The organism is Arthrobacter tumbae (genome assembly GCF_016907495.1).
In the GTDB taxonomy this organism is placed as follows: Bacteria; Actinomycetota; Actinomycetes; order Actinomycetales; family Micrococcaceae; genus Arthrobacter_D; species Arthrobacter_D tumbae.
Genome location: NZ_JAFBCC010000001.1, coordinates 1,955,004 through 1,981,451, shown reverse-complemented (window position 1 = coordinate 1,981,451; position 26,448 = coordinate 1,955,004). Strand labels below are relative to the sequence as shown.

Annotated in this window: 26 protein-coding genes and 1 pseudogene; 14 read left to right on the top strand and 13 right to left on the bottom strand. The window is 63.3% G+C overall.

Annotated elements, in window-relative coordinates; translation table 11 throughout:
* Positions 1-4: 4 nt before the first annotated feature.
* Complete coding sequence (locus tag JOD47_RS09585) at positions 5-1,366, bottom strand: glycoside hydrolase family 15 protein (RefSeq protein WP_204533850.1); 1,362 nt, start codon at positions 1,364-1,366, stop codon at positions 5-7.
* A 234-nt stretch (positions 1,367-1,600) separates the two neighbouring features.
* Between JOD47_RS09585 and JOD47_RS09580 the strand changes: the two genes are divergently transcribed.
* Positions 1,601-2,824, top strand: coding sequence for an ROK family transcriptional regulator (locus JOD47_RS09580; protein ID WP_204533849.1), 1,224 nt, complete (start codon positions 1,601-1,603; stop codon positions 2,822-2,824).
* 6 nt (positions 2,825-2,830) lie between these two features.
* Positions 2,831-3,862 carry an ROK family protein gene (locus JOD47_RS09575; RefSeq protein WP_204533847.1) on the top strand — a complete coding sequence of 344 codons (1,032 nt, stop codon included), beginning with the start codon at positions 2,831-2,833 and terminating at the stop codon, positions 3,860-3,862.
* A 77-nt stretch (positions 3,863-3,939) separates the two neighbouring features.
* Here JOD47_RS09575 and JOD47_RS09570 read toward each other — a convergent pair whose 3' ends face one another.
* The 7 genes from JOD47_RS09570 to JOD47_RS09540 form a co-directional block, all read right to left on the bottom strand.
* Positions 3,940-4,353 carry a VOC family protein gene (locus JOD47_RS09570; RefSeq protein ID WP_204533845.1) on the bottom strand — a complete coding sequence of 138 codons (414 nt, stop codon included), beginning with the start codon at positions 4,351-4,353 and terminating at the stop codon, positions 3,940-3,942.
* A gap of 376 nt (positions 4,354-4,729) precedes the next feature.
* Positions 4,730-5,026 (bottom strand): toxin-antitoxin system YwqK family antitoxin, encoded by a 297-nt coding sequence (locus tag JOD47_RS09565; RefSeq protein ID WP_204533843.1) that lies wholly within the window; start codon positions 5,024-5,026, stop codon positions 4,730-4,732.
* A gap of 44 nt (positions 5,027-5,070) precedes the next feature.
* Complete coding sequence (locus tag JOD47_RS09560) at positions 5,071-5,634, bottom strand: dihydrofolate reductase family protein (RefSeq protein WP_204533841.1); 564 nt, start codon at positions 5,632-5,634, stop codon at positions 5,071-5,073.
* Positions 5,635-5,662: 28 nt separating this feature from the next.
* Positions 5,663-6,496, bottom strand: a complete 834-nt coding sequence (locus JOD47_RS09555; protein WP_204533839.1) for an alpha/beta fold hydrolase — start codon at positions 6,494-6,496, stop codon at positions 5,663-5,665.
* 47 nt (positions 6,497-6,543) lie between these two features.
* Positions 6,544-7,419 (bottom strand): class I SAM-dependent methyltransferase, encoded by an 876-nt coding sequence (locus JOD47_RS09550; protein ID WP_204533837.1) that lies wholly within the window; start codon positions 7,417-7,419, stop codon positions 6,544-6,546.
* 103 nt (positions 7,420-7,522) lie between these two features.
* Positions 7,523-8,239, bottom strand: a complete 717-nt coding sequence (locus JOD47_RS09545; RefSeq protein WP_307836252.1) for a VldE C-terminal domain-containing protein — start codon at positions 8,237-8,239, stop codon at positions 7,523-7,525.
* 105 nt (positions 8,240-8,344) lie between these two features.
* Positions 8,345-8,797 carry a hypothetical protein gene (locus tag JOD47_RS09540; protein WP_204533835.1) on the bottom strand — a complete coding sequence of 151 codons (453 nt, stop codon included), beginning with the start codon at positions 8,795-8,797 and terminating at the stop codon, positions 8,345-8,347.
* Positions 8,798-8,935: 138 nt separating this feature from the next.
* Between JOD47_RS09540 and JOD47_RS09535 the strand changes: the two genes are divergently transcribed.
* From JOD47_RS09535 to JOD47_RS09525, 3 genes are all read left to right on the top strand, one after another.
* Positions 8,936-9,727 (top strand): TspO-related membrane protein, encoded by a 792-nt coding sequence (locus JOD47_RS09535; RefSeq protein ID WP_204533833.1) that lies wholly within the window; start codon positions 8,936-8,938, stop codon positions 9,725-9,727.
* Between the two features lie 83 nt (positions 9,728-9,810).
* Positions 9,811-10,251, top strand: coding sequence for a Fur family transcriptional regulator (locus JOD47_RS09530; protein ID WP_204533831.1), 441 nt, complete (start codon positions 9,811-9,813; stop codon positions 10,249-10,251).
* Between the two features lie 116 nt (positions 10,252-10,367).
* Entirely contained in the window at positions 10,368-10,601 is a 234-nt protein-coding gene (locus JOD47_RS09525; protein ID WP_204533829.1) for a hypothetical protein, read from the top strand.
* A gap of 10 nt (positions 10,602-10,611) precedes the next feature.
* Here the strand turns inward: JOD47_RS09525 and JOD47_RS09520 are convergent, their stop codons facing one another.
* Positions 10,612-11,202 (bottom strand): YdeI/OmpD-associated family protein, encoded by a 591-nt coding sequence (locus JOD47_RS09520; protein ID WP_204533827.1) that lies wholly within the window; start codon positions 11,200-11,202, stop codon positions 10,612-10,614.
* A gap of 67 nt (positions 11,203-11,269) precedes the next feature.
* Between JOD47_RS09520 and JOD47_RS09515 the strand changes: the two genes are divergently transcribed.
* The 4 genes from JOD47_RS09515 (at position 11,270) to JOD47_RS09500 (ending at position 14,339) form a co-directional block, all read left to right on the top strand.
* A complete protein-coding gene (locus tag JOD47_RS09515; protein ID WP_204533825.1) occupies positions 11,270-11,971 on the top strand; it encodes a VOC family protein in 702 nt (233 codons plus the stop codon).
* Positions 11,972-12,051: 80 nt separating this feature from the next.
* Positions 12,052-12,591: an NUDIX hydrolase family protein gene (locus JOD47_RS09510; RefSeq protein ID WP_204533823.1), complete on the top strand. Its 540-nt coding sequence runs from the start codon at positions 12,052-12,054 to the stop codon at positions 12,589-12,591.
* 72 nt (positions 12,592-12,663) lie between these two features.
* Positions 12,664-13,524, top strand: coding sequence for a DUF6707 family protein (locus JOD47_RS09505; RefSeq protein ID WP_204533821.1), 861 nt, complete (start codon positions 12,664-12,666; stop codon positions 13,522-13,524).
* Positions 13,525-13,553: 29 nt separating this feature from the next.
* Positions 13,554-14,339, top strand: a complete 786-nt coding sequence (locus JOD47_RS09500) for an SRPBCC family protein (RefSeq protein WP_239548058.1) — start codon at positions 13,554-13,556, stop codon at positions 14,337-14,339.
* Here the strand turns inward: JOD47_RS09500 and JOD47_RS17775 are convergent.
* Complete coding sequence (locus JOD47_RS17775; protein WP_204533819.1) at positions 14,336-15,346, bottom strand: FUSC family protein; 1,011 nt, start codon at positions 15,344-15,346, stop codon at positions 14,336-14,338. The genes JOD47_RS09500 and JOD47_RS17775 overlap by 4 nt on opposite strands.
* 84 nt (positions 15,347-15,430) lie before the next feature.
* On the opposite strand from JOD47_RS17775, the gene tgt reads away from it, so the two are divergent.
* The gene (gene tgt / locus JOD47_RS09490; protein WP_307836251.1) at positions 15,431-16,681 is read left to right on the top strand and encodes a tRNA guanosine(34) transglycosylase Tgt; all 1,251 of its coding nucleotides are present in this window, start codon (positions 15,431-15,433) and stop codon (positions 16,679-16,681) included.
* 239 nt (positions 16,682-16,920) lie between these two features.
* Positions 16,921-17,859, top strand: a complete 939-nt coding sequence (locus JOD47_RS09485) for a type IV toxin-antitoxin system AbiEi family antitoxin domain-containing protein (protein WP_204533817.1) — start codon at positions 16,921-16,923, stop codon at positions 17,857-17,859.
* A gap of 90 nt (positions 17,860-17,949) precedes the next feature.
* Here JOD47_RS09485 and JOD47_RS09480 read toward each other — a convergent pair whose 3' ends face one another.
* Positions 17,950-18,657 (bottom strand): queuosine precursor transporter, encoded by a 708-nt coding sequence (locus tag JOD47_RS09480; protein ID WP_204533815.1) that lies wholly within the window; start codon positions 18,655-18,657, stop codon positions 17,950-17,952.
* A gap of 159 nt (positions 18,658-18,816) precedes the next feature.
* On the opposite strand from JOD47_RS09480, the gene JOD47_RS09475 reads away from it, so the two are divergent.
* The 3 genes and pseudogenes from JOD47_RS09475 (at position 18,817) to JOD47_RS09465 (ending at position 24,272) form a co-directional block, all read left to right on the top strand.
* Positions 18,817-19,266: a YdeI/OmpD-associated family protein gene (locus tag JOD47_RS09475; RefSeq protein ID WP_204533813.1), complete on the top strand. Its 450-nt coding sequence runs from the start codon at positions 18,817-18,819 to the stop codon at positions 19,264-19,266.
* Positions 19,267-19,305: 39 nt separating this feature from the next.
* Positions 19,306-20,140 (top strand): annotated as a pseudogene (thiD, locus tag JOD47_RS09470) (bifunctional hydroxymethylpyrimidine kinase/phosphomethylpyrimidine kinase).
* 217 nt (positions 20,141-20,357) lie between these two features.
* Positions 20,358-24,272, top strand: a complete 3,915-nt coding sequence (locus JOD47_RS09465) for a S8 family peptidase (RefSeq protein ID WP_204533811.1) — start codon at positions 20,358-20,360, stop codon at positions 24,270-24,272.
* A gap of 77 nt (positions 24,273-24,349) precedes the next feature.
* Here JOD47_RS09465 and JOD47_RS09460 read toward each other — a convergent pair whose 3' ends face one another.
* Together JOD47_RS09460 and JOD47_RS09455 are read right to left on the bottom strand one after the other, a co-directional pair.
* Entirely contained in the window at positions 24,350-24,889 is a 540-nt protein-coding gene (locus JOD47_RS09460) for a CGNR zinc finger domain-containing protein (protein WP_204533809.1), read from the bottom strand.
* A gap of 26 nt (positions 24,890-24,915) precedes the next feature.
* Complete coding sequence (locus tag JOD47_RS09455) at positions 24,916-26,424, bottom strand: helix-turn-helix domain-containing protein (RefSeq protein WP_204533807.1); 1,509 nt, start codon at positions 26,422-26,424, stop codon at positions 24,916-24,918.
* Positions 26,425-26,448: the final 24 nt, after the last annotated feature.

The following is a 26,448-nucleotide window of genomic DNA, read 5'->3' as shown; positions in this document are numbered from 1 at the left end:
GTCTTCACCTTTGTTTGGGTTCTTTATCGGGACGAGTGTTTGAAACAGGTTCAGATTCACCGCTCGAAGGCGGCGAGAGCCGAGGGATCTTGGCCCCGTCTAGGATGGCAAGCGCGGTCAGTACCAGCCCGGAAACCATGCCCAGTGGCGCGACCGCTGCCGGTTCGCCCATCGCGGTGACCTTCTCGGGAAGTGATCCCATGCGGGTCCTGTGGTTGTCTAGCCAGTCCAGCAGGAAGTGCGCAGTCTGACTTTGGTTGAGTGATGCGGCCGTCAGAGCGAATAGTGCAGTTTGGGGTGTCCAGGCCGTATCCGGGTCGGGCCATTCCTGTCCCGGGCGCAAGCCACCGTTGGGTTGCTCAAGCGCGCGTAGAGAGCGCTTCCACGCGTCGATGATGCCGGAGCCTTCAGTGGAGTCGTTTGGCGCGCTGATGAAGGGGGGAAGGAGGTACGCCACGGATGCATCGAAGCCACCGCCCGAGGGGAAGCGTTGGTATCCGTTGCGGCCGTAGACGGGATGAATTGTTCGATAGAGGCTGGTCGCCCCTGCTTTAGCGGCATCACTCAATGCCGGTTCACCTACGCGACGTGCTAGATCAGCCCCGGCGAGAAGACCGGCCAGCAGCGGCGCCGCGAGGCCGAGCGAGGCCTCCGGATGATCCAGTTCCCAGTAGTCCTGCCCTGGGCGCGGGAGACCGTCCTCCTCCGCGGCGACTTGTACTGCGGCTCGAATACCGGCGATGATACCGCTTCTCAGCCGCGGAAGCTGGTCATCGACTTGATCTTGGGGGGAAAGCTGTATGACCACCCAGGTTGCCCAGAGGGTGAGTCCAAGGCCGTCGTGCTGCCGTCCACGCTGATCCGGGACTCGCCCGGACCCGTCCGGTAAGTAGCGTGCTTCGAACTGCCCGTCCGCCTCCTGCATGGAGTAGACGTAGCGAAGGGCCGCCCACATGTTGGCATGCATTCCCGTGAGCGCTAACGCAACGACTGCGAAGGCGTTATCTCTGGGCCACACGAACCGCCAGTACGGACTGGCAGCGGCCACGATGGCGCCGCGCGGGTTCTGTAGCGCCATCACGTCCAACAACGCCGTCTCGGCCATGTCGTAGTAGCGGCCGTTGCCGGTGGGTAGGTCCGCCGATTGAAGCTTCCTTCGAAGGGATGCCACGACGCCAGGTGTTGGGCGGAGTGCCCCGTCGAGCCAGGCTCCGTCTGAGTGGAGCAAGTTGGTACCCGGGATACGGCGGCAGGAGGTGCCTTCGGGAACGAGGACCGGCCCGTCGGTCCCGGCGACAATACCCTCAGCGTACAGCGCCGTTTCAGGGGCTCCGGCCGGAACAGAGGCGTCGGTGTTTGTCAGCATGCTGCGGGAATGCGGGGTCACCGACGGCCCCCAGCACTGCCGTACTTTCTGAAGCAAACCTCAATGATCATCAATACCGCCTCGTATTGTGTGAGTCGTGCCGCGCAACTAAGCCCGAGTGAGTGTCGTAGGTCACTAACTTTGTTCGGTAATCGAACCCTATCATTCGAAGTGTGTTTGTTGTAGTCCGAATTCAGATCCACTTAAGCCGATAGTTCCGATATAGTCGAGGACATGCAGAACCCCGCGCGCTATGTGGAGGCTGACTTCACGCCTGGATCCGTCGGCGACATCTTCCGCATGATTCGCGATGGTTCAGCCACTTCCAGATCAGCTCTTGCACGGGTCACAGGACTGGCTCCCTCGACCATTTCACTGCGCGTGGAGCAGCTGGAGGCCGCAGGCCTCCTAGCGGAAATCGGTCCCGAAAAATCAACTGGCGGTCGACGGGCGCGGCAATTGACGGTCGCAGCCTCCTACGGTGTAGTCGCGGTGGCCGACCTTGGTGCGCATCATGTAAGGATGGCCCTGGCAGACGTCACAGGCACCATCCTCGCCACCCAGGAAGGCCCCGTAGACACAGCCGGAGGGCCGGAGCTCACCGCGCGCCTCCTGTGGGAGAACGTGCTGGAACTTACCCATAGTCGAGGCCTAACGGAGCTGGACCTTAAGGGGACGGCGATCGGCCTACCCGGCCCGATCGAGTATCCGAGCGGGCGTGTCATCCTCCCCTCTTTCATGCCCAACTGGCACAAAAGCAACCTGCCCGAACTGATGTCCGCCTACACGCAGATCCCGGTCCTGGTGGAAAATGACGCGAATCTGCTGGCACTGGGCGAGTATGGCGCGGCGACCGGCAGGCAAAAGCCGCAGCACCTGCTGGCGGTCAAACTCGGCACACGCATAGGCTGCGGAATAGTCAGCGGCGGCAAATTGCACCGCGGCGCTGGCGGTGCCGCAGGTGAAATCAGCCACACCGCAGTCAACGGAACCTCGACTATCAGCTGCAGCTGCGTATCGACCAACTGTTTGGAGTCCGTCGCCAGCGGTGGCGCGCTCATCCCTCGGCTGCGGGAGCTCGGTTTCGACCTTCAGAGCACCAACGACGTCGTCGCGCTCGGCAGCAACGCCGAGCCGGCAGCCGTAAAGGTGCTGCGTGAAGCGGGAGCCCAAATCGGAGGAGTCCTGTCCTCGATCGTGAACTTCTTCAACCCCAATGAAGTGGTGCTGGGCGGAACACTGTCGTCCTCTTCCGTGCTCGTCGCAGCCATCCGGGCGGAACTCTTCCAACAGGTACTGCCCCTCGCCGCCGACAGTCTGGACATCCGGGCGAGCCAGAACCCCGCAGACGCCGGGATCCTCGGAGCCATAAACCTCATCCTTGAGGAACTGCTGGCACCGGCACGTATCGAACGATCTGTCGCGGAACTCGGCACCGGAACCAGCAAGTCCGCCTGAGCCCCAATGAATCCAATCCGCCACCAGACGCCTCAAGCACCCGCTAAGTCCCCGAAGGAAGGAACCGGGAGCGTCCTCGCGGTGGACATCGGCGGCACAACCATCAAAGGCGGCATATTCACCAGCACAAGCCAGCAAATCCTCCATCGCACTCGGCCTACCTTCGAATCCGGACACACCCCCTTGGAGAATCTGCTGCATCTGCTGCATCTGCTGCGTCGCGAGGCGAATAACCTTGGCTTGGAGCCACAAACCGTCGGCATCGGCACCCCCGGCTTCGTCGACTCCTCCCGCGGAATCATCCGCTACGCGGCGAACCTCGGCTGGCATGACATCAACCTGCGCGCGCTCCTCCAGGAGGCCGTCGCGCTGCCAGTGGTCATAGACCACGACGCACGGGCGGCAGCTCGGGCAGAACTGAACATCCGCCCGCACCTGCAGGATCTGATCGTCATACCCATCGGCACCGGTGTCGCCGCCGCCATCATCACACAAGGACGCATCGTGAGCGGCTATGAAGGAGCAGCCGGCGAATTCGGTCACACGATTTCCGTGCCAGATGGTGAACCGTGCCCCTGCGGACAGAAAGGGTGCCTGGAAACCTACGCATCAGCGTCCGCCATCCTCCGCCGCTACCGTGCCGCCGGCGGCACACAGGCACACCACACCTCCGAAATACCCACCCTGCTCAACACCGACAGGGTGGCCGCCCACGTATGGGCCGACGCCATCGCGGCCCTAGCCACCGGGATCAGCAATCTCACCGCCGTGCTCGACCCGCAGGAAGTCGTCATCAGTGGAGGGCTCGCCCGAGCTGGCAACAACCTGCTCCATCCGCTTCGCACAGCAATCACCCAACGTCTGCAATGGCGACGCACACCAACAATATCCCTCTCCAACATGGCCTCAAGGGCAGGACTGCAAGGAGCCGCCCTGATGGCGCTGGATCAAGCAACCCCTCCCCACAACCAATCAACTCGAGCGCCGAACCGAACGCAGCTTACAAATGAGCGCCGGCGTCCAACAATAACCCGTTAGCTTCAGGACCATCACACCCCATCCCTCACGTGGCTTCAAGGATCCTTCAACGGGCCAGCAGACGATTCATCCGCGCTTCAGGCTAAGAAGATGCAAAACGGATGACCGGCCGGATCGGCGTAAACGTATAACGGCTCGTTCGGATCGTCTGTGCGATCGAAGCGGAGCTCTGCCCCTAATGACAGCGCCCTGGAATGGTGATGCTCGAGTGTGTCCCGGTCAGGAACGGTCAGATCGAGGTGCATCTGCATCGGCACATCCGGCAAGGGCCATGTAGTCCGCTCTAAATGATCGACGTGCTGAAAAGCGAGTTTGCGGTTGCCCTGTCCATCAGTGAGAACGAGCCAATCGACATCATCTGGCGTGCTCTCATCCGCGGGCTCGTCCCCTGGCCGGTACTGGAGGCCGAGAAGCTGGCGGTAGAACTCCGCCAGTCCTCGCACGTCAGTTGTGTCGAGAACCGTGTGCAGTATTTGAGGGAATCCGGTCATGGGCCGAGACTAACGATTATCAAGGTTCTTTAGCTAGCGTCTGCCGCATCGTCATTAGGCTGGGCGGAGTCATCGAGGAACGATCCCTCAGCGAACACTCTTCGCGTTTAGCTTCTGGAGTTCTTGTTGCGATGCAGCCCAACCGTGGCGATAGTCAGCAGGATTGCGCCAGTCGCTCCAACACCGCCACCGAGAATGAGCAAGAGTCCAGGGAGAATGGGCACCGAATTCGGGTGAAGGATCCGTGAGTACAGCATTAAGGCGAACATAGCCACAGCAAGGGGTCGCTCCACCAGCCAAGATGATAATGCCGATCAGTCTTAGATCCTTCATCTTCCCCCAGTGAATTTTCGGATAGGTACCTTCCTCGCAGGCCTTACCCGCTTCTTGGATCCGGCCCAGGGTCCTGGTCTGGCAGCTTTGCACTGACATGGCCGCGATCAGTCACTTTGTATGGCTTGCCGTCTTTGTCATATGTGGTCCATTGCCCCACCGGCTCGCCCGCGTCAAAATATCCAGACCGCTTTACGGTGCCATCTATTCGGTACCACTCCCAGTAGCCGACCGGATTCCCATTCTCGATGCATCCCTTCGACCACCGGGTAGTACCGTTCGCGTGGTACTTGACGGTGTAACCATCGATGACCTCAGACTTTTTCGCGTTTGCAGCCATCCGCCTACTTTATGCTCAGGAATTTCATGACCCGGCGCCGGCACTCAGCGCCTGGTCTCGTACCTGGTCAGGATCACACCGCCGGGAAACGACCGGGCCTCTGCAAGGCTCAGGTTCACCCAGTTGTCCAGCGCAGTGAAGACCGGCGTGCCGCCGCCCACCAACACCGGATGGGTGACAAGTACGTACTCGTCGATCAGCCCTGCCCGCATAGCCGCTGCGGCCAGGGTGGCACCGCCGATGTCCATGGGTCCGCCGTCGTCGGCTTTGAGTCTGGTGATCTCGCCAACCGCGTCGCCGGTAACCAAGCGGGTGTTCCAGTCAACCGTGCTGATTGTCGAGGAGAACACCACTTTCCGCATGTCCCGCCAGCGGCCCGCGTACTCAATCTGCGCCGGTGTTGCGTCTGGCTGCTGGTCCGCCGTCGGCCAGTGTGAGCTCATCGTCTCCCACAGTTTGCGCCCGTATAGCGCCAAATCCGTCGAGCCCACGCGGTCGGACCACCATTGGAACAGTTCGTTGCTCGAAACGCTCCAGCCGAGTTCGTCGCCCGGCGCGGCGATATAGCCGTCCAAGCTCAGGTTCATGGCGAAGGTCAGGTTGCGCATGGCATCGGTCTTCCCGAGACGGCATCCATCAGCGCGCCCTTTCTCGCACCAACTCTGCGATGAGGGCGGGCTTCTCGAGGCCGGGCAGGTGTGCCACGTCGGGTAAGACCTGTACGGCCCCTTGCCCGATCCGGCGTGCTGTCTCCTCGTAGAACGGCACATCACAGGGCAGATCGAGATCACCCCAGGTGCACAGCACCGGCACGCCCACCTCACCGAGTCGGGTCCAGGCATCAGTACCGCTGCTGCCGGCTGAGTCTGGCGCAGCGACCGCGAGAATCTTCCGGTTCATAGCATTGAAGAGGTCACGGGCTTCACCCGCGACTCGGCCTTCCGCGGCCCTTGGCCCATCCAGCCACAGATGAGCAAGCGCACGAATCCTGTTCTCATCTGTCGCCTTTAGGTCATCTGCGCGCGCCATGAGCGGTCCGGACGCGTCATCCGGCTCCCAGTCAAACGGAGTGTCCTCGTCGGTCATGCCAGACACCGCAGCACCGATGAGTACCAGTCCCTTCACTCGATCAGGGTGCATCAGCGCAGTATCGAGCGCGACTGCCCCACCCATCGAGTTGCCAACGAGGAGGACTCGCTCGAGGCCCAGGTTGTCGATGATAGTGAGCAGATCTTCAACGTGCGTGAATGATGAAGACTCGGTAGCGGCCGGGGTGTCACCGTAACCCCGCCTGTCGTAGGCGATCAGCTCGAAACCATCATTCTGGAGGGCATCCGCGACCGCGGTCCAGGAACGTCTATCCGCTACACCAGCGTGTAAGAAGACGATTGCAGGTCCCGGGGCTTGCCACCGGCTCACAGCGAGCTGACTGCCATCCGAAGCCTCGACCAGGAGGTGCTGGGGATTCATGGGCCCAAATTTACTTCAAACATGAGGCGGTCGTCAGGGGTCTATGTTCACAGAGTCGGTTCACCGGGCTGGGGTGGCGTTGCGTCGTCGTCGGCTTTCGACAGGGTGAATATTCCATAGCGCATCGCGCCGGTGCGGTAGGCCAGGATCAGACGTGGAATGCTCAGAACAAAGATTCGATTTCGTGCGCCAAGGGCGAGATGCCGGGTCTCGCGGTCGAGGAGCAAGGCCTTCACGAGTCGACGGGCGCAAATCGTCCAGGTGCGCGCAACCCGGCCGCTGACATCCTCATAGTCAGTGACCACGAAACCCGCCGCCATTGCCATCGCCTCATACTCCTCGCGAGTGCCCATCGAGGGCAGGCGTCCCTCGCGGCAAATCGGCTCGAGCAGGTGCCGAACCTTCCAACCGCTCGCATCCGTCTCTGCGAGCCACGCGCACACGACCAAGCGGCCGTCGGGCGACAGCACGCGATGCGCTTCGGCGAAGAACCGGGGCTTGTCGACCATGTGCTCGCTCGACTCGATCGCCCATGCGGCATGGGCCGAAGCGTCGCTCAGCCCGTTGTCGAGCCAGTCGCGGACTTGAATGTCCACGTTGGGTTCGGGATGCTCGGCAGCGTAGTTGGCCTGCTCAGCGGAAAGGGTGAACCCGGTGACACGGACTCTCTGTGTGTCCGCGAGCTGCCTCGCGGTGGAACCATAGCCGCAGCCGATGTCGACGCACTCGTCGCCGGGCGTTAGCTGCAGCCGATCGCCGACCGTCTCGGCCAGCGCGACGACGGCCTCGGCGGGTGTCTCACGGCCCGTCGCCCAGAGCCCATGATGAACATGATCGCCCCATACGTGCCGGTAAACCGGATCGAGCTCGTCGTAGTGATCGGCGACTGCCACGGCGGTCTGAGAGGTATTGGGGAGGATCACGCAATCACACTACAATGCCGATTCAAGTCGTCGGAAGGCCTCAGAGCGTTCGGCGGCGGCATCGTTACGGCACGCCCCCTCCCTGTGAAGCAGACCCGCAGGTTCAGTCCGTCCCTCCACCCAGCACGTCCACATGCACGTGGTCGAGGTGACGCAGGATCTCGTTGCTGGGATCCGGTGCGTCGTAGTCGTGCCATCCACCTCGAGCGAGATGCGCGCTCCAGAACCGGTCGTCGAAGATTACGTACTGAATGTCGAAATCGTCTGCATGAGCGACGAGCCAATGAGCCAGGACCCAGCCTTCGCGCCGGTTCTCCTCGGTCACCGGACGGAAGAAGATATCAATGGCGCGTCCGTCATAGTGCGTCGAGTCAGCTCCGTGTCCCTGACCGACGCCTCCCGGTGCGAACCCTCCCAGGCTCTGGTCACCGAACACCTCCCTCATCGCCACGCGCAACTGCTCCGCGCGCAGCGTCAGTCCGGTGGCAGTCAACTGCTCTTCGGGCAGGTCGCTGGCCGCTGATCCGCGGCAGCTCAGGCTGGGACCGGCGTCCTCAGGCGGACCCTCGGTCAGCCGCTCCAATACCGCCTCGTCAATTCCGGATGTGTCCGGAGCTTCCATGCCGCGGGCCAGGAGCGCCACGGCCGTCGTGGCCAGCTGAGCCTCGTCACGGCTGAGCCCGACGTCCCCTTCCGAGGTTTCCACCGTGCAGTCAGCAAGTCCCAGCAGTGAACCGCCGTCCACCTGCAAGCCGTTGACCAATCGGGGACCGAGGAACATCACCGAGGCGAGCAGCGCGAGCAGCACAGCGCTGGTCACGGTGATCCTGCGTACGATGGCGTGTGCCTTCCGGTGGGTCGCCGAACTTCAGCGAAAGCGAACAGAGTATGAAGACTTAACCGTCCGCTGAAGCTGATAGTTCCGTTACGAGCCGATGGCGGAATACTCCCCATTCAGTTCATCGGCAACGCTCTCGATGTCCCAAGTTGATGGCTCACCCGTTGCCACATCCGTCACGTCGACAACCATCCAGTTGGCGCCCCGAACCACATGGACCGTGCCCTGATGTGAGTTACTCCAGATCTCATACGCTGTCTGGAGCGCAGCGGCATCCGCGTACAGGTCTACCTGCACATTCTCGGCGCACAGTCTCTGCTCCGAGGTCAGCCGGCCTTCATCCGCAGGCACAATGGGCTCGCCAGTCGGGTCGGTTTCGCACTGCAGCACTTCGTCGACCGCCGCATAAGCGTCATCCATGGAACTGAAGGTCGCCAGACCGTCGTCGTCGGTTGGGTTTTGGCCTGAGCACGCTGTCAAAAGGACAGCGGCAAGGAGAGCCGACGCTGCAGAGCCAGCGAGACGTCGTCGTTCTTTCACTTTTGGAACCCCCATATGCACGTTGACAGCACTCTTCCACGAACCCGCCCGCAGGTGAACCCTGCGCCTGGCTGGCACGACTTTCACTAGGTCAGCTGATGTGTCTATGGTGGAGATAACGAGAGGAAGGAAGAAGCGATGACTTCGGATCGGGTCCGGCAAACCGGCGTGACGGTTGCGTTTGTTCTCTGCATCATCGGCACCGCTATCGGCTCCGGCGCACTCGGCGGCACCCAGATCAACGAGGCCGCCGGTGGAGCGCTCAGTTCGGATGCCACACTCCTGGCACCTGCGGGCGCGGCGTTCAGCATCTGGAGCGTCATCTACGCAGGCCTGGGCGCATACACCGTCTACCAGTGGCTCCCCTCGCAGCGCACCACGCGCCGCCAGCGCCGCCTCGGCTGGTGGGTAGCCGCATCAATGTTGCTCAACGCAGCATGGATCCTGTCGATCCAGGCCGGCTTACTTGGCGGCAGCGTACTGGTCATTCTCGTCTTGCTCGCCGTACTTGCTGTCCTCTTCGCCATCTTCACCTCCACGAAGCCCACCTCCACAATCGACGGGATCGTCACGGACGGAACGCTTGGACTCTACCTGGGCTGGGTCTGTGTGGCGGTCTGCGCGAACATCACCGCCGCCCTCGTCGCAGCGGACTTCGGTGGCTTCGGCATCCCACCGGCAGTGTGGGCCGCAATCGTTCTCGCCGTCGTCGCCGGAATCGGTGCGCTCCTCGCATTTCGCGGCAGCGGACGCTTTGCGATCGCCGCTGCCATTAGTTGGGGTTTGGCCTGGATTGTGGTGGGGCGCACCCTCAGCGCGCCGGAATCGACGACGACGGCGGTTGCCGCAGGACTCGCGGCGGTCGCCGTCATCCTCACGACCGTTGCGGTCAGGGTCAGGCGGCGGTCACATCCCGCGACCCGCAGTTAACTGGCCAACCACGCGGTGTTAGTCCGCCCACAATGGGCCGATCTTATTTTGAATAGCTAAAAACAACGCGTAGCGTTCACGGCATGGCAAAAGCAACCGTCGAGCGGAACGAAGACCTGGTGCGCATCATCCGCGCAGCCGGTCTGAAGGTCACTGCTCCGCGGCTTGCCGTCCTGGAGGCGCTGCAGCAGGCGCCGCATTCCAGCGCCGAGCACCTTTTCCTGAACGTCCGGCCGGCCTTGCCCGGCACGTCCGCCCAAGCGGTTTACGGAGTGCTTGCGGCCTTCACGGAGGCAGGGCTGGTCCGGCGTTTCGACCCACCGGGCACCGCTGCGCTCTTCGAATGCAGGGTGGGTGACAACCATCATCACCTGCTGTGCATCCGGTGCGGGAAGGTGACCGACGTCGACTGCGTCGTTGGTGCCGCTCCCTGCCTGAGCCCGTCTGACAGCGCCGGCTTCGCCGTTCTGTCAGCCGAAGTGACGTTCAACGGCATCTGCCCGCAGTGCCGGAACGCCGTCTGAACTTTCATCCTTCCTAGCCCCGGCAGCGTCGCCACAACGGACGTAGTGCTGCGCCATGCTCGCGCGCCGTCCGCACCGTTACCCGACCACCGATAACCATCGATCAGGAGATACCCATGACACTTCTCGCGAGCCGCCCCCTCGAAACAACCGAGATCCGCGCTGCAAAGCGCCCTGCACTTCCCGGCGGCGCCTACGTGACAACGCAATCACGCCCTGCAACCACCGGCAGCTACGTCACTACCCAACACTCCGGAATGGTTCCTGCCGATGCAATCCGCGGCCGATACGTCTCCCTTGGCCACCGCGCGCCGAGGCAGACCGAAGGCCGCTACACCGACCGCGGCTGAAGCGCGGCCCTCAGGGCTTCCGCTTCTGCGGATAGGGCGCCTCGTGCCGTGCGAGCATGTCGACGAAGGCCTCGATTCTTTTCTTCCGCCCGGCCTCTGTCTTCAGCTGACCGAGCCGGAAGATGAGCGCGTACCGGTTCTGCGAAGTGAGCACGTCAAACATCGCCTGCGCGTCCGGATTCGCCGCTATCGCGGCTGCGAGATCATCCGGCACGACGGCGGTGGCCGGCCCCGCGTATGCGCGCTCCCACCGCCCGTTCGCCTTGGCACGTTCGACGGCGGCGCGACCAGCATCCCGCATCTTGCCTTCCGCTTCCAGCCGTTCAATGTGCCCTACATTGCGCAGCGACCAGATGCTCTGCGGCCCGCGCGGTGTGAAGCGCTGGAAGCTGCTCTCGTCGTCGCGCTTTCTGGCCTGGCCGTCAATCCAGCCGAAACACAAAGCCTCATCGAGAGCAGTAGCCCAGGTCAGAGTGGTCACCGCTCCGCCCTTCTTGTGGAGGACCAGCCACACTCCCGACGACGACGCATGGTTCTCCTCCAGCCACACCCGCCAGCGCGGGGCGTCAGGCAGGAGCAGTTCGGGCAGGTCAGCGGCCATGGGTTCAGGCTACTGGACGGTGTGTTGAGCTAGATTGCAAGCTGCACATTCAGGATGAGGAGAAGTAATGCTCAGGGTACGACCCATCGTTTTCACCCCGAACGTCGACGCTTTCTCGGACCTGTTCACCACTCTCGGCCTCGCTCTCATCGAAGACGCTCCCGGTTGGCGGGTTTTCGCCGCGGACAGTGGGCGGGTCGCACTACATGTCGCTGACGAGCCGACCTTCGAATTCAGCTTCGAGGTCGGGTCCATCTCGGAGTTCGCCCGCCGTACCGCTGAAGCGGGGACAGCCGCCGTCGTCATTGACACTGCAGATGGGCCGGCTGCGCAGGTCACCGCAGCGGACGGGCGGACGTTCCTCGCTTATGAGGCGGCGCTCCGCGATACAGCGCCGGCGGAGAAAGGGCTAGCGGTCCTGCCCATCTGGTACACACCTGACTTAACAGCCGCCTCGAAGGTGTTCACTGACATCGGCGCCCGCAAGCGGCTCAGCTCCGATGCGGGGTCATGGGTCGACTTCACGGCGAAGAACGGCGGCCTGATCGCGGTCCATGGAGCCGACAAGGTCAGCACGGAGCTCGCCTTCGAGTTCTCCGGCGACGTGAAGACCCTGCAGGAGCGGCTGCAGCAGTCGTTCGTCCCGTCGACCCTGGCCGACGAAAACCACGGGCGATCCCTGCGACTGCCCAATCCGGACGGCGGCGAGCTCCGGGTCAACCAGTGGCAGGAAGACCTCAGTGGCTATACCCGGAACACCGCTTCCTGAGCGTCCCCACTATTCAGCCATTGGCCGAAGTACAGCGAGTCAGGGACACCGCGCCCGCCGTCTGCTATAAAACAGAGGGTATGAACCTGCGCACCCCAGACCCCAACCCCGGCTGGCTCAACGAGGATGACCTCTACGAGGCACGGCGCCGGCTGCCCATGGTCTATGTTGAGGCCATCCCGGTCCGATGCGACACGCTCGGATATGTCACCGAGGTCGGGTTGCTGCTGCAGGCCAATGACCAGGGCGAGATGGTGCGCACCTTCGTCTCCGGCCGCGTGATGTACCGGGAGACCATTCGAGCCGCCCTGCTGCGGCACCTCGAGAAGGATCTCGGGCCCTTTGCACTCCCCCAGTTGCCGCCGTGCCCCACGCCGTTCACTGTTGCCGAATACTTCCCCTCCCCCTCGGAAACCGGGCTGACCGACGACCGCCAGCACGCCGTCGCGCTGGCGTACCTCATTCCGGTCACGGGCGAATGCAACCCGCGGCAGGACGCCCTGGAACTGACCTGGCTGACGCCCGAGGAAGCGCTCAGCCCCGGCGTCAGCTCCGAGTTCTCCGGCGGACGCGACAGCCTCCTGCGCCAAGCCCTTGCCTACGCCGGTTGGGGCCGCTGAGGCGTTACCGTTTCTTTATGACCGGTTCCGTTCGAACCGGGGGCAACAGGCGCAGTGAGGCAGGACTTCCCAATGATCGACAGCGACGTAGGCGCGCGGGTACAACCGCTCGCCGCCGAGGCAGTGAGCGCCGGCCGCAAGCTCCTCCTTCCGGGAGGCGAGCGCACCAGCGAAGTGGTGGACACCGCCGTCGAGCATGATGATTTCGGTGTTCCGGCCATGGTGGTGGCCACACTGGAATCAGGTGAAACGGTGCGGATTGCCACCGGATCGACCGTCCAGGCGGAGGCTCCCGAGGAACTGGCGCACATGGTCGCAGACGAGGGGTCGCCGGAGGCGCTGGTCGCTCACGTCGCCGCCATTCATCCCGAAAATCCGCGCGTCCATGAGCTGGCCGAACGGCTCACCCGCGGCGTCAATTTCAAGTCGGGCAGCAGCCTGCAGGACATCCGCGACCTCGCGCTGACGCTCTACGTGGACCTCTCGGATGCCACGAGCGCGCTCAGGGTCTGCGACCTGCTCACCGACCAGCCGTTCGACGGCAACTTCGGCCGCTGGAACCTGATCGAGAGCTGCCTTGCGCTCGCTGCGCACCTCACCCAGGACGACGGCGCCAACTCCCGTGCCGCTGCGTATTCCGCTGCGCTTCGAACGGCCGACGACGCCGAGACAGACCCGCTGAAGGCAAAACTCGCTGCTGCAGTGCGCCAGCGGCAGCTGAACGAGCCGAACCTGTATGACCGGGAAATCGCGCGGTCGGCGAAGGATCCCGCGGCCGAAAAGGACTGGCGCGGCTTGCGCCTGACGGTCCTGCTGTACCTGCGGGCGCACGGCGGCTCTGAGACCCTGGGCGCCGAAGCGCTTGACCGGCGCATCGGGCATGAGCTGCTCGCCATCCGGGCCCTGAACGGGAAGACCGCCGCCTCTGGTTAGCCGGCAGGTGCGGGAGTAGAGTGGCGCGCATGAGCGAGCAGGCGGATTCCCTCACACAGTCCAGCACCGAACAGCATCCCGCCCGGAATGTGCCGGTTGCGGGAGCAAACCCGCTGAGTGTGCACATCAACGCCGATGCACGGCAAGTATGGCTCATGCTTCGGGAGCCGCGCCTGGTCCGGCAATGGCATGGGTGGGAGGCCGAGACCCTGGACGAGGAGATTCAATCCATCTTCTTCGCGCCGTCCGTAGTCGAAGGGCCAAACCATACGTTCCTGACCGTCGACGGCGGTGATACGTTCCGGATCGAACCGGTGCAGGACGGCTGCGTGGTCACGATTGAGCGGGTGGAGGCCGAGGCGGACGAGATCACCGAGGGCTGGATCACCTTCCTCCAGCAACTGCGGTTCGCGCTCGAGCGTCACCCCTCCAACACCCGGCGCACGGCTTTCTTCATGGGCGAGCCTGCTGACGGCGGTTCGATCATCGCGAAGCTGAATGCCGAGCAGTTGCAGCAACCCGGCGACTCCTATTCCCTCGACCTCCCCGACGGGCACGAGCTGACCGGATCGGTGTGGTTCCGTACCGAGAACCAAGTTGGTCTGACGGTCTCGCAGTACGCCGATCATGGTGAGGGGCTGGTGATCCTCGCTGATCAGCCGTCTCTCGAAGGGCCGGGATCCAGCCTTGTCGTCATTTCAACCTATGGTCTGGGAGCGAAGGCGCTGCGCACTGCCTGGAGCAGTTGGGACACGTTCCGCCGGCAGCACTACCCGTCCTCGGACCCGCTGGAAACCTCGAAGCTTGAGCGTTAGTCGCTAGTTGATCGCGGGTCGCGGATCAACAGCACAACCAGGACTCCCACGGCGACCCCGATCAGTGTCTCCAGGAACCGGTCAGCCAGCAGACTCCCCTCGTCAGCGACGGGAGCGGCAAGCTCACTCATCAGCAATGCGAGCGGTGTGATGAAAACCAGCGCCAGGCTGTAATGACGGACCACGAACATCTCCGTCAGGAATTGCAGCGCAATCAGCACCAGGACCAGCTGCCACGGCACCAGACCGACCACGAGCAACAGGCCCGTCAACCCCAATCCGACGATGGTCCCGAGCACCCGGTGGACCGCCCGCTGCAGGCGCGTGGCACGGGTAGCCGCTGCAAGCGGCACGATAGCCGACACAATAGCCCAGTAGTTATGGCCGATACCCAGCAGCGTGGCGATTCCTCCTGCCACTCCGGCCGCAACTGCATACCGTGCCGCGTTGGCGCGCAGCTGCACTGCGGGAAGCTGCGCGCGCGTCCGGCGGCCGGGCCAGGCGGATCGACCGCTCGGAAGCAGCCAACCTGCGGCCCCGATAGCCAATGACAGCATCGCGCTCACCGCGGCAGTGCCGAAGGCCTCTGGCGCGGTCGCACTGCTTGAAATCAAGGCGGTCCCGGCGAATGCGAAGACCGGGAAGAACGGCCCCGCCGGACGGAGGGCCCAACGGTCCGCCGCAACGGAACCCAGTCCTCCCACGAAGGCGGAGCCGACAACCACAGCCCAAGGGCCGGCGTCGTACTCTGTCACCAGGATGCCGGCAGCGATAGCAGCCAGCAGAAGGATGGCCGCTGCGCTCTGGTGTTGCAGGCGGATCCCGTGGGGGTCGCCGCGGCCGAAGACACCAGTGAAGGCGCCGAAGACTGCGAAGACCGCCAGATCGATGCGGTTGAGCAGGAGCAGAACAACGAGCGGAACGGCAACGCCGAGCGCAACGCGCAAAGCCGGGAGGTGGTCGTTCTGGGATGGTCCTACCCGGAAAAATGCCGTTACCGCATTCACGTTCTCGGTCCTTCCGCTCGGCCCAGGTCCATTCTTCAGCGTATCCGTCAGAAGCCGGCAGCTGATTGCTGAGAAGATGGGCGGGTGCCACAATCAGACTTTTCGTTCTCCATTGGTAAACGCCTCAGCGAGACCACAGCGTCCGGCGACGGCCTGCATGGCCGGACCGGGACCATCACCACTCCCCATGGCGAGATTCAAACGCCGGCCTTCATCGCCGTCGGAACCAAGGCCACCGTGAAAGCGGTACTGCCGGAGTCCATGGCGGAGGCCGGGGCGCAGGCGCTCCTCGCAAACGCCTACCATCTCTACCTGCAGCCGGGGGCCGATGTTCTCGATGAGGCCGGCGGGTTGGGGAAGTTCATGAACTGGAATGAACCCACGTTCACCGATTCGGGCGGCTTCCAGGTCATGAGCCTTGGCTCGGGATTCAAGAAGGTCATCACGATGGACTCGGCCGCCGCTGCCGAGCACGCCGGTGACGACGACCGCGTTGCGGCGGGCAAGGAGCGCCTGGCCCACATCGACGACGACGGCGTGTGGTTCGTCTCCCACCTCAACGGAGACCGGCACCGGTTCACCCCGGAAATTTCGATGCAGGTGCAGCACCAGCTCGGCGCCGACGTCATGTTCGCGTTCGATGAGCTGACCACGCTGATGAACTCGCGTGGGTACCAGGAGGAGTCCCTGGAGCGGACGCGGCTGTGGGCTGAGCGGTGCATCGCGGAGCATGAGCGGCTGACCGAGGTGCGGTCCGACAAGCCGTACCAGGCACTTTTCGGCGTCATTCAGGGCGCGCAGTATGAAGACCTCCGGCGGAAGGCTTCACGGGACCTCGGGGAGATGAACTTCGACGGGTTCGGCGTTGGCGGTGCGCTGGAGAAGGAGAACCTCGGCACTATTCTCGGCTGGTGCGCGGACGAGCTGCCGGAGTCCAAGCCGAGACACCTGCTGGGCATCTCGGAGCCGGATGACCTGTTCACCGGCATTGAAAACGGGGCGGATACCTTCGACTGCGTCTCCCCCACCCGGGTTGCCCGGAATTCCGCGTTCTACGTGCCGGACGGGCGGTGGAACCTGTCCAACGCCCGGTTCAAGCGCGACTTCACGCCCCTCATGGAGGGCTGCGACTGCTACACCTGCACCCACTACACCCGGGCGTACATTCACCACCTGTTCAAGGCGAAGGAGATGATCTCGGCAACGCTCATCTCCATCCACAACGAGCGGTTCGTGATCCGGATGGTCGACGACGCCCGCGCAGCCATCGAGGACGGAACGTACTTCGACCTCAAGGCCGAGGTGCTGGGCCGCTACTACGCGTCGAAGCGCTAGCTCACACCGCCCGCACCTCTGCGCACCGCCTTCCCCGCAAGCCACACACCCACTTCCGGCCGCCCGCACACCCGCCTTCCTCTCCACCCTCCCGCAAAAGCGCCGCGCTTGTGCAGGATCGTGGGGACGTCCCCACGATCGTGTCGCTCCCCGGCACTTTTGCGCACGAGGTGCGGCGGTTTATCCACAGAACCACGACGACGGTCACGCGGCCGAGGTTCACCCGTCAAGCTGGTGCAATGGACGTGAATGCATACTCCTGGCTGAGCGCATCGGCCCGTTCCTGGCGTACCTCCGAACTGGAGCAGATGGGGGTCAGCCGCCGCACAATCACACGACTGGTCGAGCGGGGCGTCCTCGTCCGCCTGCAGGTCAACGCCTATGTGCCAGCAAAGTACTGGAAAACCTTGAGCGAAGCGGAGCAGGGTCGACTCAGGCTCATGGCCCACAGCCGTGCCAGCCTTGCACTGACACCTACCGCATATAGCCACACGTCCGCAGCACGCATTCATCGCCTCAGCCTGTGGGATGTGGACGACAGGATTCACATCACGCAGCCGTCTTCCGGATCGTCGAGGGAGCACAACCCTGATGTTGTTCGACACCGAGCGAAGCTGCTGCCCAGCGAGGTGGACATGGTTGACGGGTTGCAGGTTACCTCCCTCGCCCGCACCGTCGTGGACTCCGCCCGGCTGGTGTCCTTCAGGCAGGGGCTGGTCACCGCCGATCACGCCCTTCACCTGGGAGTGCGCCGCGCCGAGCTACATCAAGTGCTTCAGCGCCAGGCAGGCTACAAGGGTGTACAGATTGCTCGCCAGGTTGTCGAAAACGCCAGCGCCCTCTCTGAGTCGCCGGGCGAGTCCCTCACCGCACACCTGCTGGCCGGTATGCCGATACCCCAGCCGGAACAACAGTTGGTCGTGCGCACCCGATTTGGTGAGCACCGCATCGATTTCGGTTGGCGCGAGCAGAAGCTTGCGCTCGAGTTTGACGGCAAGACCAAGTACTTCGACTACGCTCCGACCCCCGAGGTGCTGTTTCAGGAGCGTCGCCGCGAAAAGGCCCTCATGGAGCAGGGCTGGGTGTTCATCAGGCTCGTGTGGGGGGACCTATTTCAGGAAGCTACCCGGGGGCGAATTCTGAAAGCGTGGTGGAACTGCACTAGGAGTGCCGCATAGTGACAGGATCGTGGGGACGTCCCCACGATCCTGCACAACAACGGCGCTTTTGCGGAGGGTTGGCGGGAACTGCGTACGCGCCGACGGGGGCTAGGAGGCCGCGTAGCTCGGTTCCCGACGCTTAACCCAGCGGATCGCCGTCGTCGTAACGGGCAGTAGAAGCACCTCCACCAGCGTCTTGTAGACGAAGCCGAAGAAGAGGTAATTCAGGAACGTGGGGAAGTCCGTAATGCCGATCACCGACGCGGCAATCGCACAGAAGATCAGCGTGTCGGCGAACTCGCCGACGCCGGTCGAGGCGACGAGTCGGGCCACCATGCTGCGCTCACCGAACCGCGACTTCATCCGTACCAGCACCAACGAATTCAGCGTCTGCCCGACAACGAAGCCCAGCAACGACGCGAGCACAATCAGCGGTACCGGGCCGAGCGCCAACTCCAGCGCCTCCTGCTTGGCGAGACCGAAATCATCGTCAAACCCGGGTAGCGCGATGATGACGGCGTACGCGAGCGAGGCAAAGGCCGACAGCACGAAGGTCACGATAATCCCGAGCCGGGCGGCCTTGAAGCCGTACACCTCGCTGATGACGTCACCGAGAATGTACGCGAGCGGGAAGAGGAAAAACCCGCCGTCCGTGATAATGCTGAAGTCACCAACGATCGGTCCAATCACCACACCTTTCGATGCACCGATATTCGAAAGGATGACGACGACGGCAAGAACCGCCAGCATGATCGAGAAGTTTGCGCTACCGGCGGTCGCATAACGCGCGCGGGCATGGTCCTGCAGTTGAGTCATTGTTTCTCATTCGTGGAAGTGGTTCGCGCAGCCCGAAGGGCCCGCTGTATTAGCACTGTCGCCCGGCTGCCCCCAGGCATCCGTCAATTGTCCCACGCCGGCCTTCGGGATAATCTGCAGCCATCGTTGTTCAGAGCAGATCGACAGGTGGAGGCAGCAATGAAGTTTCGCGCTGAGCTCGAATCATCCGGAAAAACCACAGCCGGATTCGAGGTTCCTGACTCCATCGTGGAAGGTCTTGGTGGCGGCAGGCATCCGAAGATTGTCGCGACCGTCAACGGCTTCACCTTCCGCACCTCGATCGCGTCGATGGGTGGCCGGTTCATGTTCGGGCTCAGCGCGGACAGGCGCCGGGAAGCCGGCGTTCAGGCGGGCGAAGTACATGACGTCGAGGTGGAACTCGACACGGCCCCACGTGAAGTTCAGCTTCCAGAGGACTTCGCGGGCGCGCTCGAGAAGGACCCCGCAGCGAAGTCGTTCTGGGACACCCTCTCCTACAGCAACAAGAGTTGGCACACGCTGCAGGTTACCGGTGCCAAGAAGGAGGAGACCCGCGCGGCTCGGATCGAAAAATCGGTCGGCATGCTGCGGGAGGGAAGGGCCAGATAACGTTGGCGCAAGCCGCGAGGCGTCGGGCAGACTGGTGTCATGGCTACTGAGGCACCCGCAATCACCCTGACCATCGCAGGTTCCGAGGCCACCGGCGGCGCCGGCGCGCAGGTCGACCTGAAGACATTCCAGGAACTCGGCACGTACGGTATCGCCGCGCTCACCTGCATTGTCTCGTTCGACCCGAAGGACAGCTGGAACCACCGCTTTGTCCCCGTAGACCCGCAGGTCATCGCAGACCAGCTCGAGGCCGTTCAGTCCTGCTATGCAATCAGCACCGTGAAGATCGGCATGCTGGGCACGCCGCAGACCATCGACACAGTCGCGGGTGCGCTGAAGTCCCAGGAGTGGAAGAACGTGGTGCTGGACCCGGTGCTGATCTGCAAGGGCCAGGAGCCCGGCGCGGCACTCGACACCGATCAGGCGCTCAAGGCGAACATCCTGCCGCTGGCAACCTTCGTCACGCCGAACCATTTCGAGGCGGAGTCGCTGTCCGGAATCGAGATCCGTTCTGTGGAGGATTTGAAGGAAGCGGCGCGGCGCATCCATGAGGCAAGTGGCGCCGTCGTCCTGGCAAAGGGCGGAGTGAGGCTGGAAGGCAGCGACGCCGTGGATGTCTATTACGACGGCGCGACGCTGGAAATTCTCAGCGCCCCCCAAGGTGGGCGACGTGGCTGTCAGCGGTGCGGGCTGCACGCTTGCGGCGGCGGTTGCGGCGGAGCTTGCCAAGGGCGCGACACCGCTGGAAGCGGCCCGGACTGCCAAGGCGTTTGTTACCGAGGGGATCAGGAACAGGGTCTCGTCGAACGCGCCGTTCGACGCCGTCTGGCAGGGTGGCGCTGCGTCGTCTAGGGCTGCGCGGATTAAATCTTGACCAGTTAGCTACCTTAACGAACCAAATCCGTTGACTTGTGACCATCAACACATAAAGCTGTAAGGGTGAAGCTCGAACGGGCTTCACATCTCTGCTGGCACCCATCGCAACACATGGAATTTCACTCACACCGGTCTCGGCCGTGCCAGCAGTGCTGCAGGGGGCTAGGAATGGACTCAAGCGGTATGGCCTTGACTGATCCTGACTAAGGAGAAGCATGAGCAAGAACTACCGCCGGGGCTCGGGGAAGGCTGTGTTGGCTTCGCTGACCGGCCTCGTCCTAGCTTCCAGCATGTGGGCGCCTGCTTCGGCTGTCGAAGCGCCGGACGGCGCTCCCACAGCCGAAGGCCTCGCTCTACAAGCAGCCCCTCCGGGCTTGAAGGTCTCAGATAACCTCGCCAACGCCTCAGGCGTGGTTGCGGCATACATCCAGTTCGCGGGCAAGGGCGCTTTCGAACAGACGCAGCCGCTTGATGTGCGCCGCGGCATCAAAGCTCCCGTAGCGAAGCCGGACCAGGTCGCCACCATCCGGGCCGAGATCGAAGCGAAAGCCGCAGAAGTCACCGCAGCTGCTTCCGCCACTGCGCTGTATACGACCACCAACACCATTCCCGGGGTCGCCATCAGCGGCGATGCTGCGGCCATCCGCGAACTGGCACAACGGTCCGACGTGGTCAAGGTCAGCCGCCTCGTGCCGAAGGTGCCCACCAACAAGGGCGGGGTAGTGGACACCCGCGCCCTGAACACCTGGGCGGGTGATCTGGGACAGACCGGAAACGGCGTAACCATCGCCATCGTTGACACGGGAATCGACTACACCCACGCCGGCTTCGGCGGACCGGGAGACATCGAGACCTTTGAAACCGCGAGTTCGCCGGCCGCTCAGGAGAGCGCTCCGGATCCGGCCTGGTATGACGAGAGTAAGTACGTCGGCGGCTGGGACTTCGTCGGTGACGCCTATGACGCAAGCGACCCGGCCACAAGTATTCCGGTGGAGGACCCTAACCCCATCGATTGCCAAAGCCACGGCTCCCATGTTGCCGGCACCGCAGCAGGGTATGGCGTCACCGCTGAAGGTGAGACCTTCGCGGGTGACTACGCGTCACTCACCGCTGACGCTGTCAACGAAATGCGGATCGGACCAGGCACGGCTCCTGAGGCTCAACTGGTTTCCCTGCGCGTCTTCGGGTGTGGCGGATCGAGCCTCGTGGTCGGCAACGCGCTGGACCGCGTGCTGGATCCCAACAATGACGGCAACTTCGGTGACCGCGCTCACGTGGTTAACATGTCCCTCGGGTCGAACTTCCCACTGCCGGACGACCCAGAGGTTGACATCGTCAACAACCTGACGTCCCAGGGCGTCCTGTCCGTAGTTTCGTCCGGTAACGACGGCGATATCTACGACATCGGCGGTACTCCTGGCAGCGCCAAGTCAGCCCTCACTGTGGCGAACAGCATCGGTTCACAGATCACCCTGGATCGGATCGACGTACTTGCTCCGGCAGATGTTGCCGGCAGTGCGCAAGGCCAATACAGCGTGAACTTTGACAGCTACGCCACTGCCACCGCTGAGGAATTGCGTGGTCGCGTGGTTATGGCTGACGCCTCAAACCGCTTCGGCTGCAATGCGTTCCCTGAGGGATCCTTTGATGGCGAGTGGGTCTGGCTGCAGTGGGAAGAGAATGGCGAGTTCCCGTGTGGGTCCGGCGTTCGATTCGACAACGTGGAAGCAGCGGGCGGCGCAGGCGTCGTCCTTGATTCACCACGCGACGTCTTTGACGCAGGCATTGGCGGTAACGCAACGATCCCCGGTGTCCAGTTCAACCGTGAGTCGTCTGACCGTCTCCGTCCTGCTGCTGAAGCGGGCACCTTGGAGATCCAGCTGGCTCCGGAGTACATCGCATCGACCACAGGGCCCTCCAACGCTCTTGACACCCTGAACGCCAGCTCATCACGCGGCGTTCATGGGTCCGACGGAGTGGTCAAGCCTGACGTAGCTGCACCCGGTACCCTGATCGGCTCGGTCGCAGTGGGCACCGGAGACGGAGCCTCGGTCAAGACCGGCACCTCCATGGCTGCGCCGAACGTAGCGGGTATCGCTGCACTTGTGTACGCGGAGACCGACTTGAACGCCTACGAGGTCAAGAACGTCATCATGAACACTGCAACGACCGACGTGACTGTCGAAGCCGGTGGTGACGTGGAGTACGCACCGAACCGCACCGGCTCCGGCCGTGTCGATGCCCTGAACGCAGTCAACGCGTCGGCGATGGCCTACGACTCTGAAGACCAGGCACTCGTCTCAGTCAACTTCGGAGTTGTTGAGCTTGGCGCGGACGCCCTCACGGCAACCCGTCAGATCTCCGTGCGGAACCTTTCCGACGACACCCAGATCTTCACCGCCGAGTATCTGCCCGCCAGCACCATGCCGGGTGTCGATATCTCACTCGGCGCTGAGAGCGTTGAGGTGCCCGGAAACGCGGTAGTGGACCTGGCAGTCACCATGACGATTGAGGACCCGGCAGCGCTGGCGAAGACAATCGATCCTGCTGCGGAAGTCACCCAACTGGGCGTCGCGCGGCAGTTCCTGGCCGATGTGTCAGGGCGCGTGGAACTCACCAGCGAGACCAACACCCTGCGTGTTCCGGTTTACGCTGCTCCGAAACCAACTTCCGAGATGTCGGCTGATCCCAAGCTGACGTACCTCAACGGTTCCGATACAGAAGCTGTCCTCACACTGAGCGGCCGCTCGCTGGCTCAGGGCGGTGCGCTGGGCGAGCCCACGGCGTACACCTCCCTGGTGTCGCCGTTTGTCCTCGGCCTCGAAAGTCCCCGCCGGGATGATCTGCCGCTCGAGTCGCTGTACGCACTGGACCTCAAGTCAGTCGGCGCAGCGTCGACAGTGCCGGCCGTCATCGAATCAGGTGGCACAGCCGAAGAAGGCCTGCTGAACATCGGCATCGGCACCTGGGAGAACTGGAACACCCTCGCTGGTTCGCTTGGCGTTGATATTGAGCTGGACGTCGACAACGACGACACAGTCGACTTCATCTTCCAATCGGTACGCGCCGACGGACTTGACCTGATCGTTTTCCAGATGGTCACCGTGGCAGATGATGGAACCGAGACTGCCACCAATAACCTGTACTTCGGGAACGGTGTAGACGGCTCCATTGACACGAATACCTTCGACACCAGCGTAGTGACCTTGCCGCTTCCGCTGGCCGACCTGGGGCTCGATCTCGGAATCGACGATCCGATCCAGTACAACGTAGCCACGAACAGCGGCTTCAACGTCAACGCCGAAGGCGACATTGCTGGCCCTGTGGATGAAACCGGCTGGATTCCGTTCAACCTGACGGACCCGAGCCTGTGGTTTGAAGGTGCGGGCCTCGACAACTTCGTCTTCGCGGACCAGGACGGCGCAACCCTGAACGTTCACCGCGAGCTCGGTGTGATGGGGGCAGAGGTTCTCCTCCTGCACCACCACAACGCGACGGGCGTCAAGGACGAAGTTGTGCCGACCGAAGTTGGCAAGCTCCGGTTCCCTGACGACAACGGCAACCTGTTCGAGGACGAGATCAACCAGATCGCGGATCTCGGCATCACTACGGGGTTCACGGACGGAACCTACCGCCCGCTTGACGACGTGCGCCGTGATGCAATGGCTGCCTTCCTCTACCGGCTTGCAGGTGAGCCTGCCTTCGCGCAGCCCACGGAATCACCGTTTACGGATGTGCCGACGGACGACCTCTTCTATAAGGAGATCGCCTGGATGCACGCTACCGGGCTGTCCACCGGCTACGAAGAGGATGACGGCACTTTCACCTACCGCCGCCTGGCTGCTGTGAACCGTGATGCGATGGCTGCCTTCATGAACCGGTTCTCCGGCCTGTACTGCAACATCGCTGACGCCGAGGAGTATGTCGCACCACAAGTAGAGCCGTTCCCCGATGTTCCGGTGAACGACCTCTTCCACCGCGAGATCTCCTGGATGAAGACGACCGGCATCACCACCGGTTACCCGGACGGCGAGTACAAGCGGGTCACCCCCGTGGCTCGTGACGCGATGGCTGCCTTCATGATCCGTCTTCTCGACTACAACGAGGAGAACGGCGGCTGCAACCCGTAAGGGTAAGCAATAGCCAGTAGAAAGTGGCGGTCACCCGGAAACGGGCGGCCGCCACTTTCATTTTTCCCCTGTCGAAGCTAGCCGGCTTTCTCCGCGAGCCGGGCACGGTAAGCCGCTACCGCAGCACGGTTCCCGCAGCCTGATTCGCAGAACCGCCGGGACCGGTTCTTCGACAGATCCACCAGCACGTTCCCGCAGTCCGGCGACGCGCACAGCCGCAACCGGCTCAGTTCCTGACTACGCACCAGGTCAACGAACGCCATTGCCGCCTCGACCGCCATCCGCGCCGACAACGGCGCTTCCCGCGGAACTGCGTGGATGTGGTAATCCCAGGAATCATGCCGGACCAGCTGCGGCAGAGCGTTGAACTCGCGCAGCAGGGCGTTCACCGTCTCCACCACGTAGTCCTCATCCCCACTCCAGAGCGCGCGCAGTCGCGGGCGTAGGTGACGGACGGCATCCAGCTCTGCGTCGTCGAGCGCCAGGTTGCCGGTCCAGTTCCAGTCGCGGGCAAACCGGACCAGCGAACCGACGTCGGGAAGCTGTTCGCCGTCCTCGGTATTTACGAGCGCGGCGGCGCTCCGCAACCCCTCTTCGGTGTCATTGGCAAAAAGCATGAGGCTCCTGTCAGTCTCGCTCCAGACTAGCCCGAGTGCGCCTGCAGGAAGGAGTACACCTCGGTCTCGTCCACGCCCGGAAAAGCGCCCGGCGGCATGGCGGCGAGCAGGTGGGAGTGCGCACGCGCACTGGGCCAGGCGAAGCCTGACCACTCACCCGCCAACGACGACGGCGGCACCTTGCAACATGATTCCTCCGGACAGCGGGACTCGCCACGGATGGAAGTTTCGCGTCCGCGGAACCACTTCACGTGCGCATACGGCACGCCGACGCTGAGGGAGAACTCTCCGGCAGCGGCCCGCTCGGTGCGGGCGGTGCACCAGTAGGTGCCGCTCGGCGTATCGGTGTACTGGCTGTAGGCGGAGAAGCGGTCCGGAACATCGAACACCACCCGGGAGGTCCACTTCCTGCAGGAGGGTTGGCCCTCAATGGCGCCGGTGTGATCCTGCGGGAAGGTCACGCCGTCGTTCTCGTAGGCCTTGTAGATAATCCCGCTCTGGTGGGTCTTCTGGAAGTGGGTCGGGATGCCGAGGTGCTGGGTTGCGAGATTGGTGAACCGGTGTGCGGCGGTCTCGTAGGAGACGGCGAACGCATCCCGAACGTCCTCGACAGCGATCTCCTTGGCGGATTTCGCCATCTGGAGGAAATCCACCGTGGCCTTCTCGGGCAGCAGGAGCGCCGCCGCGAAGTAGTTGGTGGCCACCCGCTGCCGCAGGAACTCACGATAGTTCTCGGGTGTCTCATGCTGCAGCACGTAGTGGCCAAGAGCCTGGAGCAGGACGGACCGCGGGTCGTGGTCCGTCCGCTGCGACTGCGTGAGGTAGATACGCCGGTTCTTCAGATCCGTCACCGATCGGGTGGAATGCGGCAGGTCCCCCACATGGTGCAGCGTGAAGCCGAGATGCGCCGCGATATCGGCGATGAGGTGCTGCGAGAGCGGCCCGCTGGTGTGGCCGACGGACGACAAGACCTTCTGCGCCTCCGCCTCGATATCCGGGAAATAGTTATTCTGTCGCCGCATGATGCCGCGCAGTTCGGCGTTGGCGCGGCGGGCCTCCTCCGGCGTTGCCACCTGCTCATTGAGCCGGCGTTCGAGCTCCGCCTGCAACCCCACCAGCGCCTCCAGCGCCTCCATCGGCAGCCGCGCCGACGTGCGGACCTTCGGCAGCCCGAGCGACTCGTACAGCGGGCCCCGCTGAGCCCGTTCGAGGGCAATCTCAAGCGCAGCCCGCCGGCTGGGCGGTTCCGCTCCGAGCAGCTGGTCGATGCTCACCCCGAGCGCCTTCGCAAGGGACTGCAGCATGCCCAGCCGCGGCTCACGCTTGCCGTTCTCCATCAGCGAGAGCTGGGAAGGCGCGGTACCGACGACGGCGCCCAGTTCCTCCAGCGTCATGCGCCGGCTCTTGCGGAGGTGCCGCAGGCGGCGGCCAAGGCTGATCGCGTCCTCACCTTCGGGGACGGACCCGGTTTCGGGCTGCCGGGTGCGGTTCCAGCTGGAAGTCGTCATTTTTTGACCATACGCGAAGAAATGCAATTCTTTCCAGATGTTTGCTCTGTC

What these genes read in the sequence shown, in the direction of transcription:
- JOD47_RS09585 (WP_204533850.1), bottom strand. Translation starts at nt 1,366, where the DNA reads ATGCTGACAAACACCGACGCCTCTGTTCCGGCCGGAGCCCCTGAAACG.
- JOD47_RS09580 (WP_204533849.1), top strand. Translation starts at nt 1,601, where the DNA reads ATGCAGAACCCCGCGCGCTATGTGGAGGCTGACTTCACGCCTGGATCC.
- JOD47_RS09575 (WP_204533847.1), top strand. Translation starts at nt 2,831, where the DNA reads ATGAATCCAATCCGCCACCAGACGCCTCAAGCACCCGCTAAGTCCCCG.
- JOD47_RS09570 (WP_204533845.1), bottom strand. Translation starts at nt 4,353, where the DNA reads ATGACCGGATTCCCTCAAATACTGCACACGGTTCTCGACACAACTGAC.
- JOD47_RS09565 (WP_204533843.1), bottom strand. Translation starts at nt 5,026, where the DNA reads ATGGCTGCAAACGCGAAAAAGTCTGAGGTCATCGATGGTTACACCGTC.
- JOD47_RS09560 (WP_204533841.1), bottom strand. Translation starts at nt 5,634, where the DNA reads ATGCGCAACCTGACCTTCGCCATGAACCTGAGCTTGGACGGCTATATC.
- JOD47_RS09555 (WP_204533839.1), bottom strand. Translation starts at nt 6,496, where the DNA reads ATGAATCCCCAGCACCTCCTGGTCGAGGCTTCGGATGGCAGTCAGCTC.
- JOD47_RS09535 (WP_204533833.1), top strand. Translation starts at nt 8,936, where the DNA reads ATGACTTCGGATCGGGTCCGGCAAACCGGCGTGACGGTTGCGTTTGTT.
- JOD47_RS09530 (WP_204533831.1), top strand. Translation starts at nt 9,811, where the DNA reads ATGGCAAAAGCAACCGTCGAGCGGAACGAAGACCTGGTGCGCATCATC.
- JOD47_RS09525 (WP_204533829.1), top strand. Translation starts at nt 10,368, where the DNA reads ATGACACTTCTCGCGAGCCGCCCCCTCGAAACAACCGAGATCCGCGCT.
- JOD47_RS09520 (WP_204533827.1), bottom strand. Translation starts at nt 11,202, where the DNA reads ATGGCCGCTGACCTGCCCGAACTGCTCCTGCCTGACGCCCCGCGCTGG.
- JOD47_RS09515 (WP_204533825.1), top strand. Translation starts at nt 11,270, where the DNA reads ATGCTCAGGGTACGACCCATCGTTTTCACCCCGAACGTCGACGCTTTC.
- JOD47_RS09510 (WP_204533823.1), top strand. Translation starts at nt 12,052, where the DNA reads ATGAACCTGCGCACCCCAGACCCCAACCCCGGCTGGCTCAACGAGGAT.
- JOD47_RS09505 (WP_204533821.1), top strand. Translation starts at nt 12,664, where the DNA reads ATGATCGACAGCGACGTAGGCGCGCGGGTACAACCGCTCGCCGCCGAG.
- JOD47_RS09500 (WP_239548058.1), top strand. Translation starts at nt 13,554, where the DNA reads ATGAGCGAGCAGGCGGATTCCCTCACACAGTCCAGCACCGAACAGCAT.
- JOD47_RS09485 (WP_204533817.1), top strand. Translation starts at nt 16,921, where the DNA reads ATGGACGTGAATGCATACTCCTGGCTGAGCGCATCGGCCCGTTCCTGG.
- JOD47_RS09480 (WP_204533815.1), bottom strand. Translation starts at nt 18,657, where the DNA reads ATGACTCAACTGCAGGACCATGCCCGCGCGCGTTATGCGACCGCCGGT.
- JOD47_RS09475 (WP_204533813.1), top strand. Translation starts at nt 18,817, where the DNA reads ATGAAGTTTCGCGCTGAGCTCGAATCATCCGGAAAAACCACAGCCGGA.
- JOD47_RS09465 (WP_204533811.1), top strand. Translation starts at nt 20,358, where the DNA reads ATGAGCAAGAACTACCGCCGGGGCTCGGGGAAGGCTGTGTTGGCTTCG.
- JOD47_RS09460 (WP_204533809.1), bottom strand. Translation starts at nt 24,889, where the DNA reads ATGCTTTTTGCCAATGACACCGAAGAGGGGTTGCGGAGCGCCGCCGCG.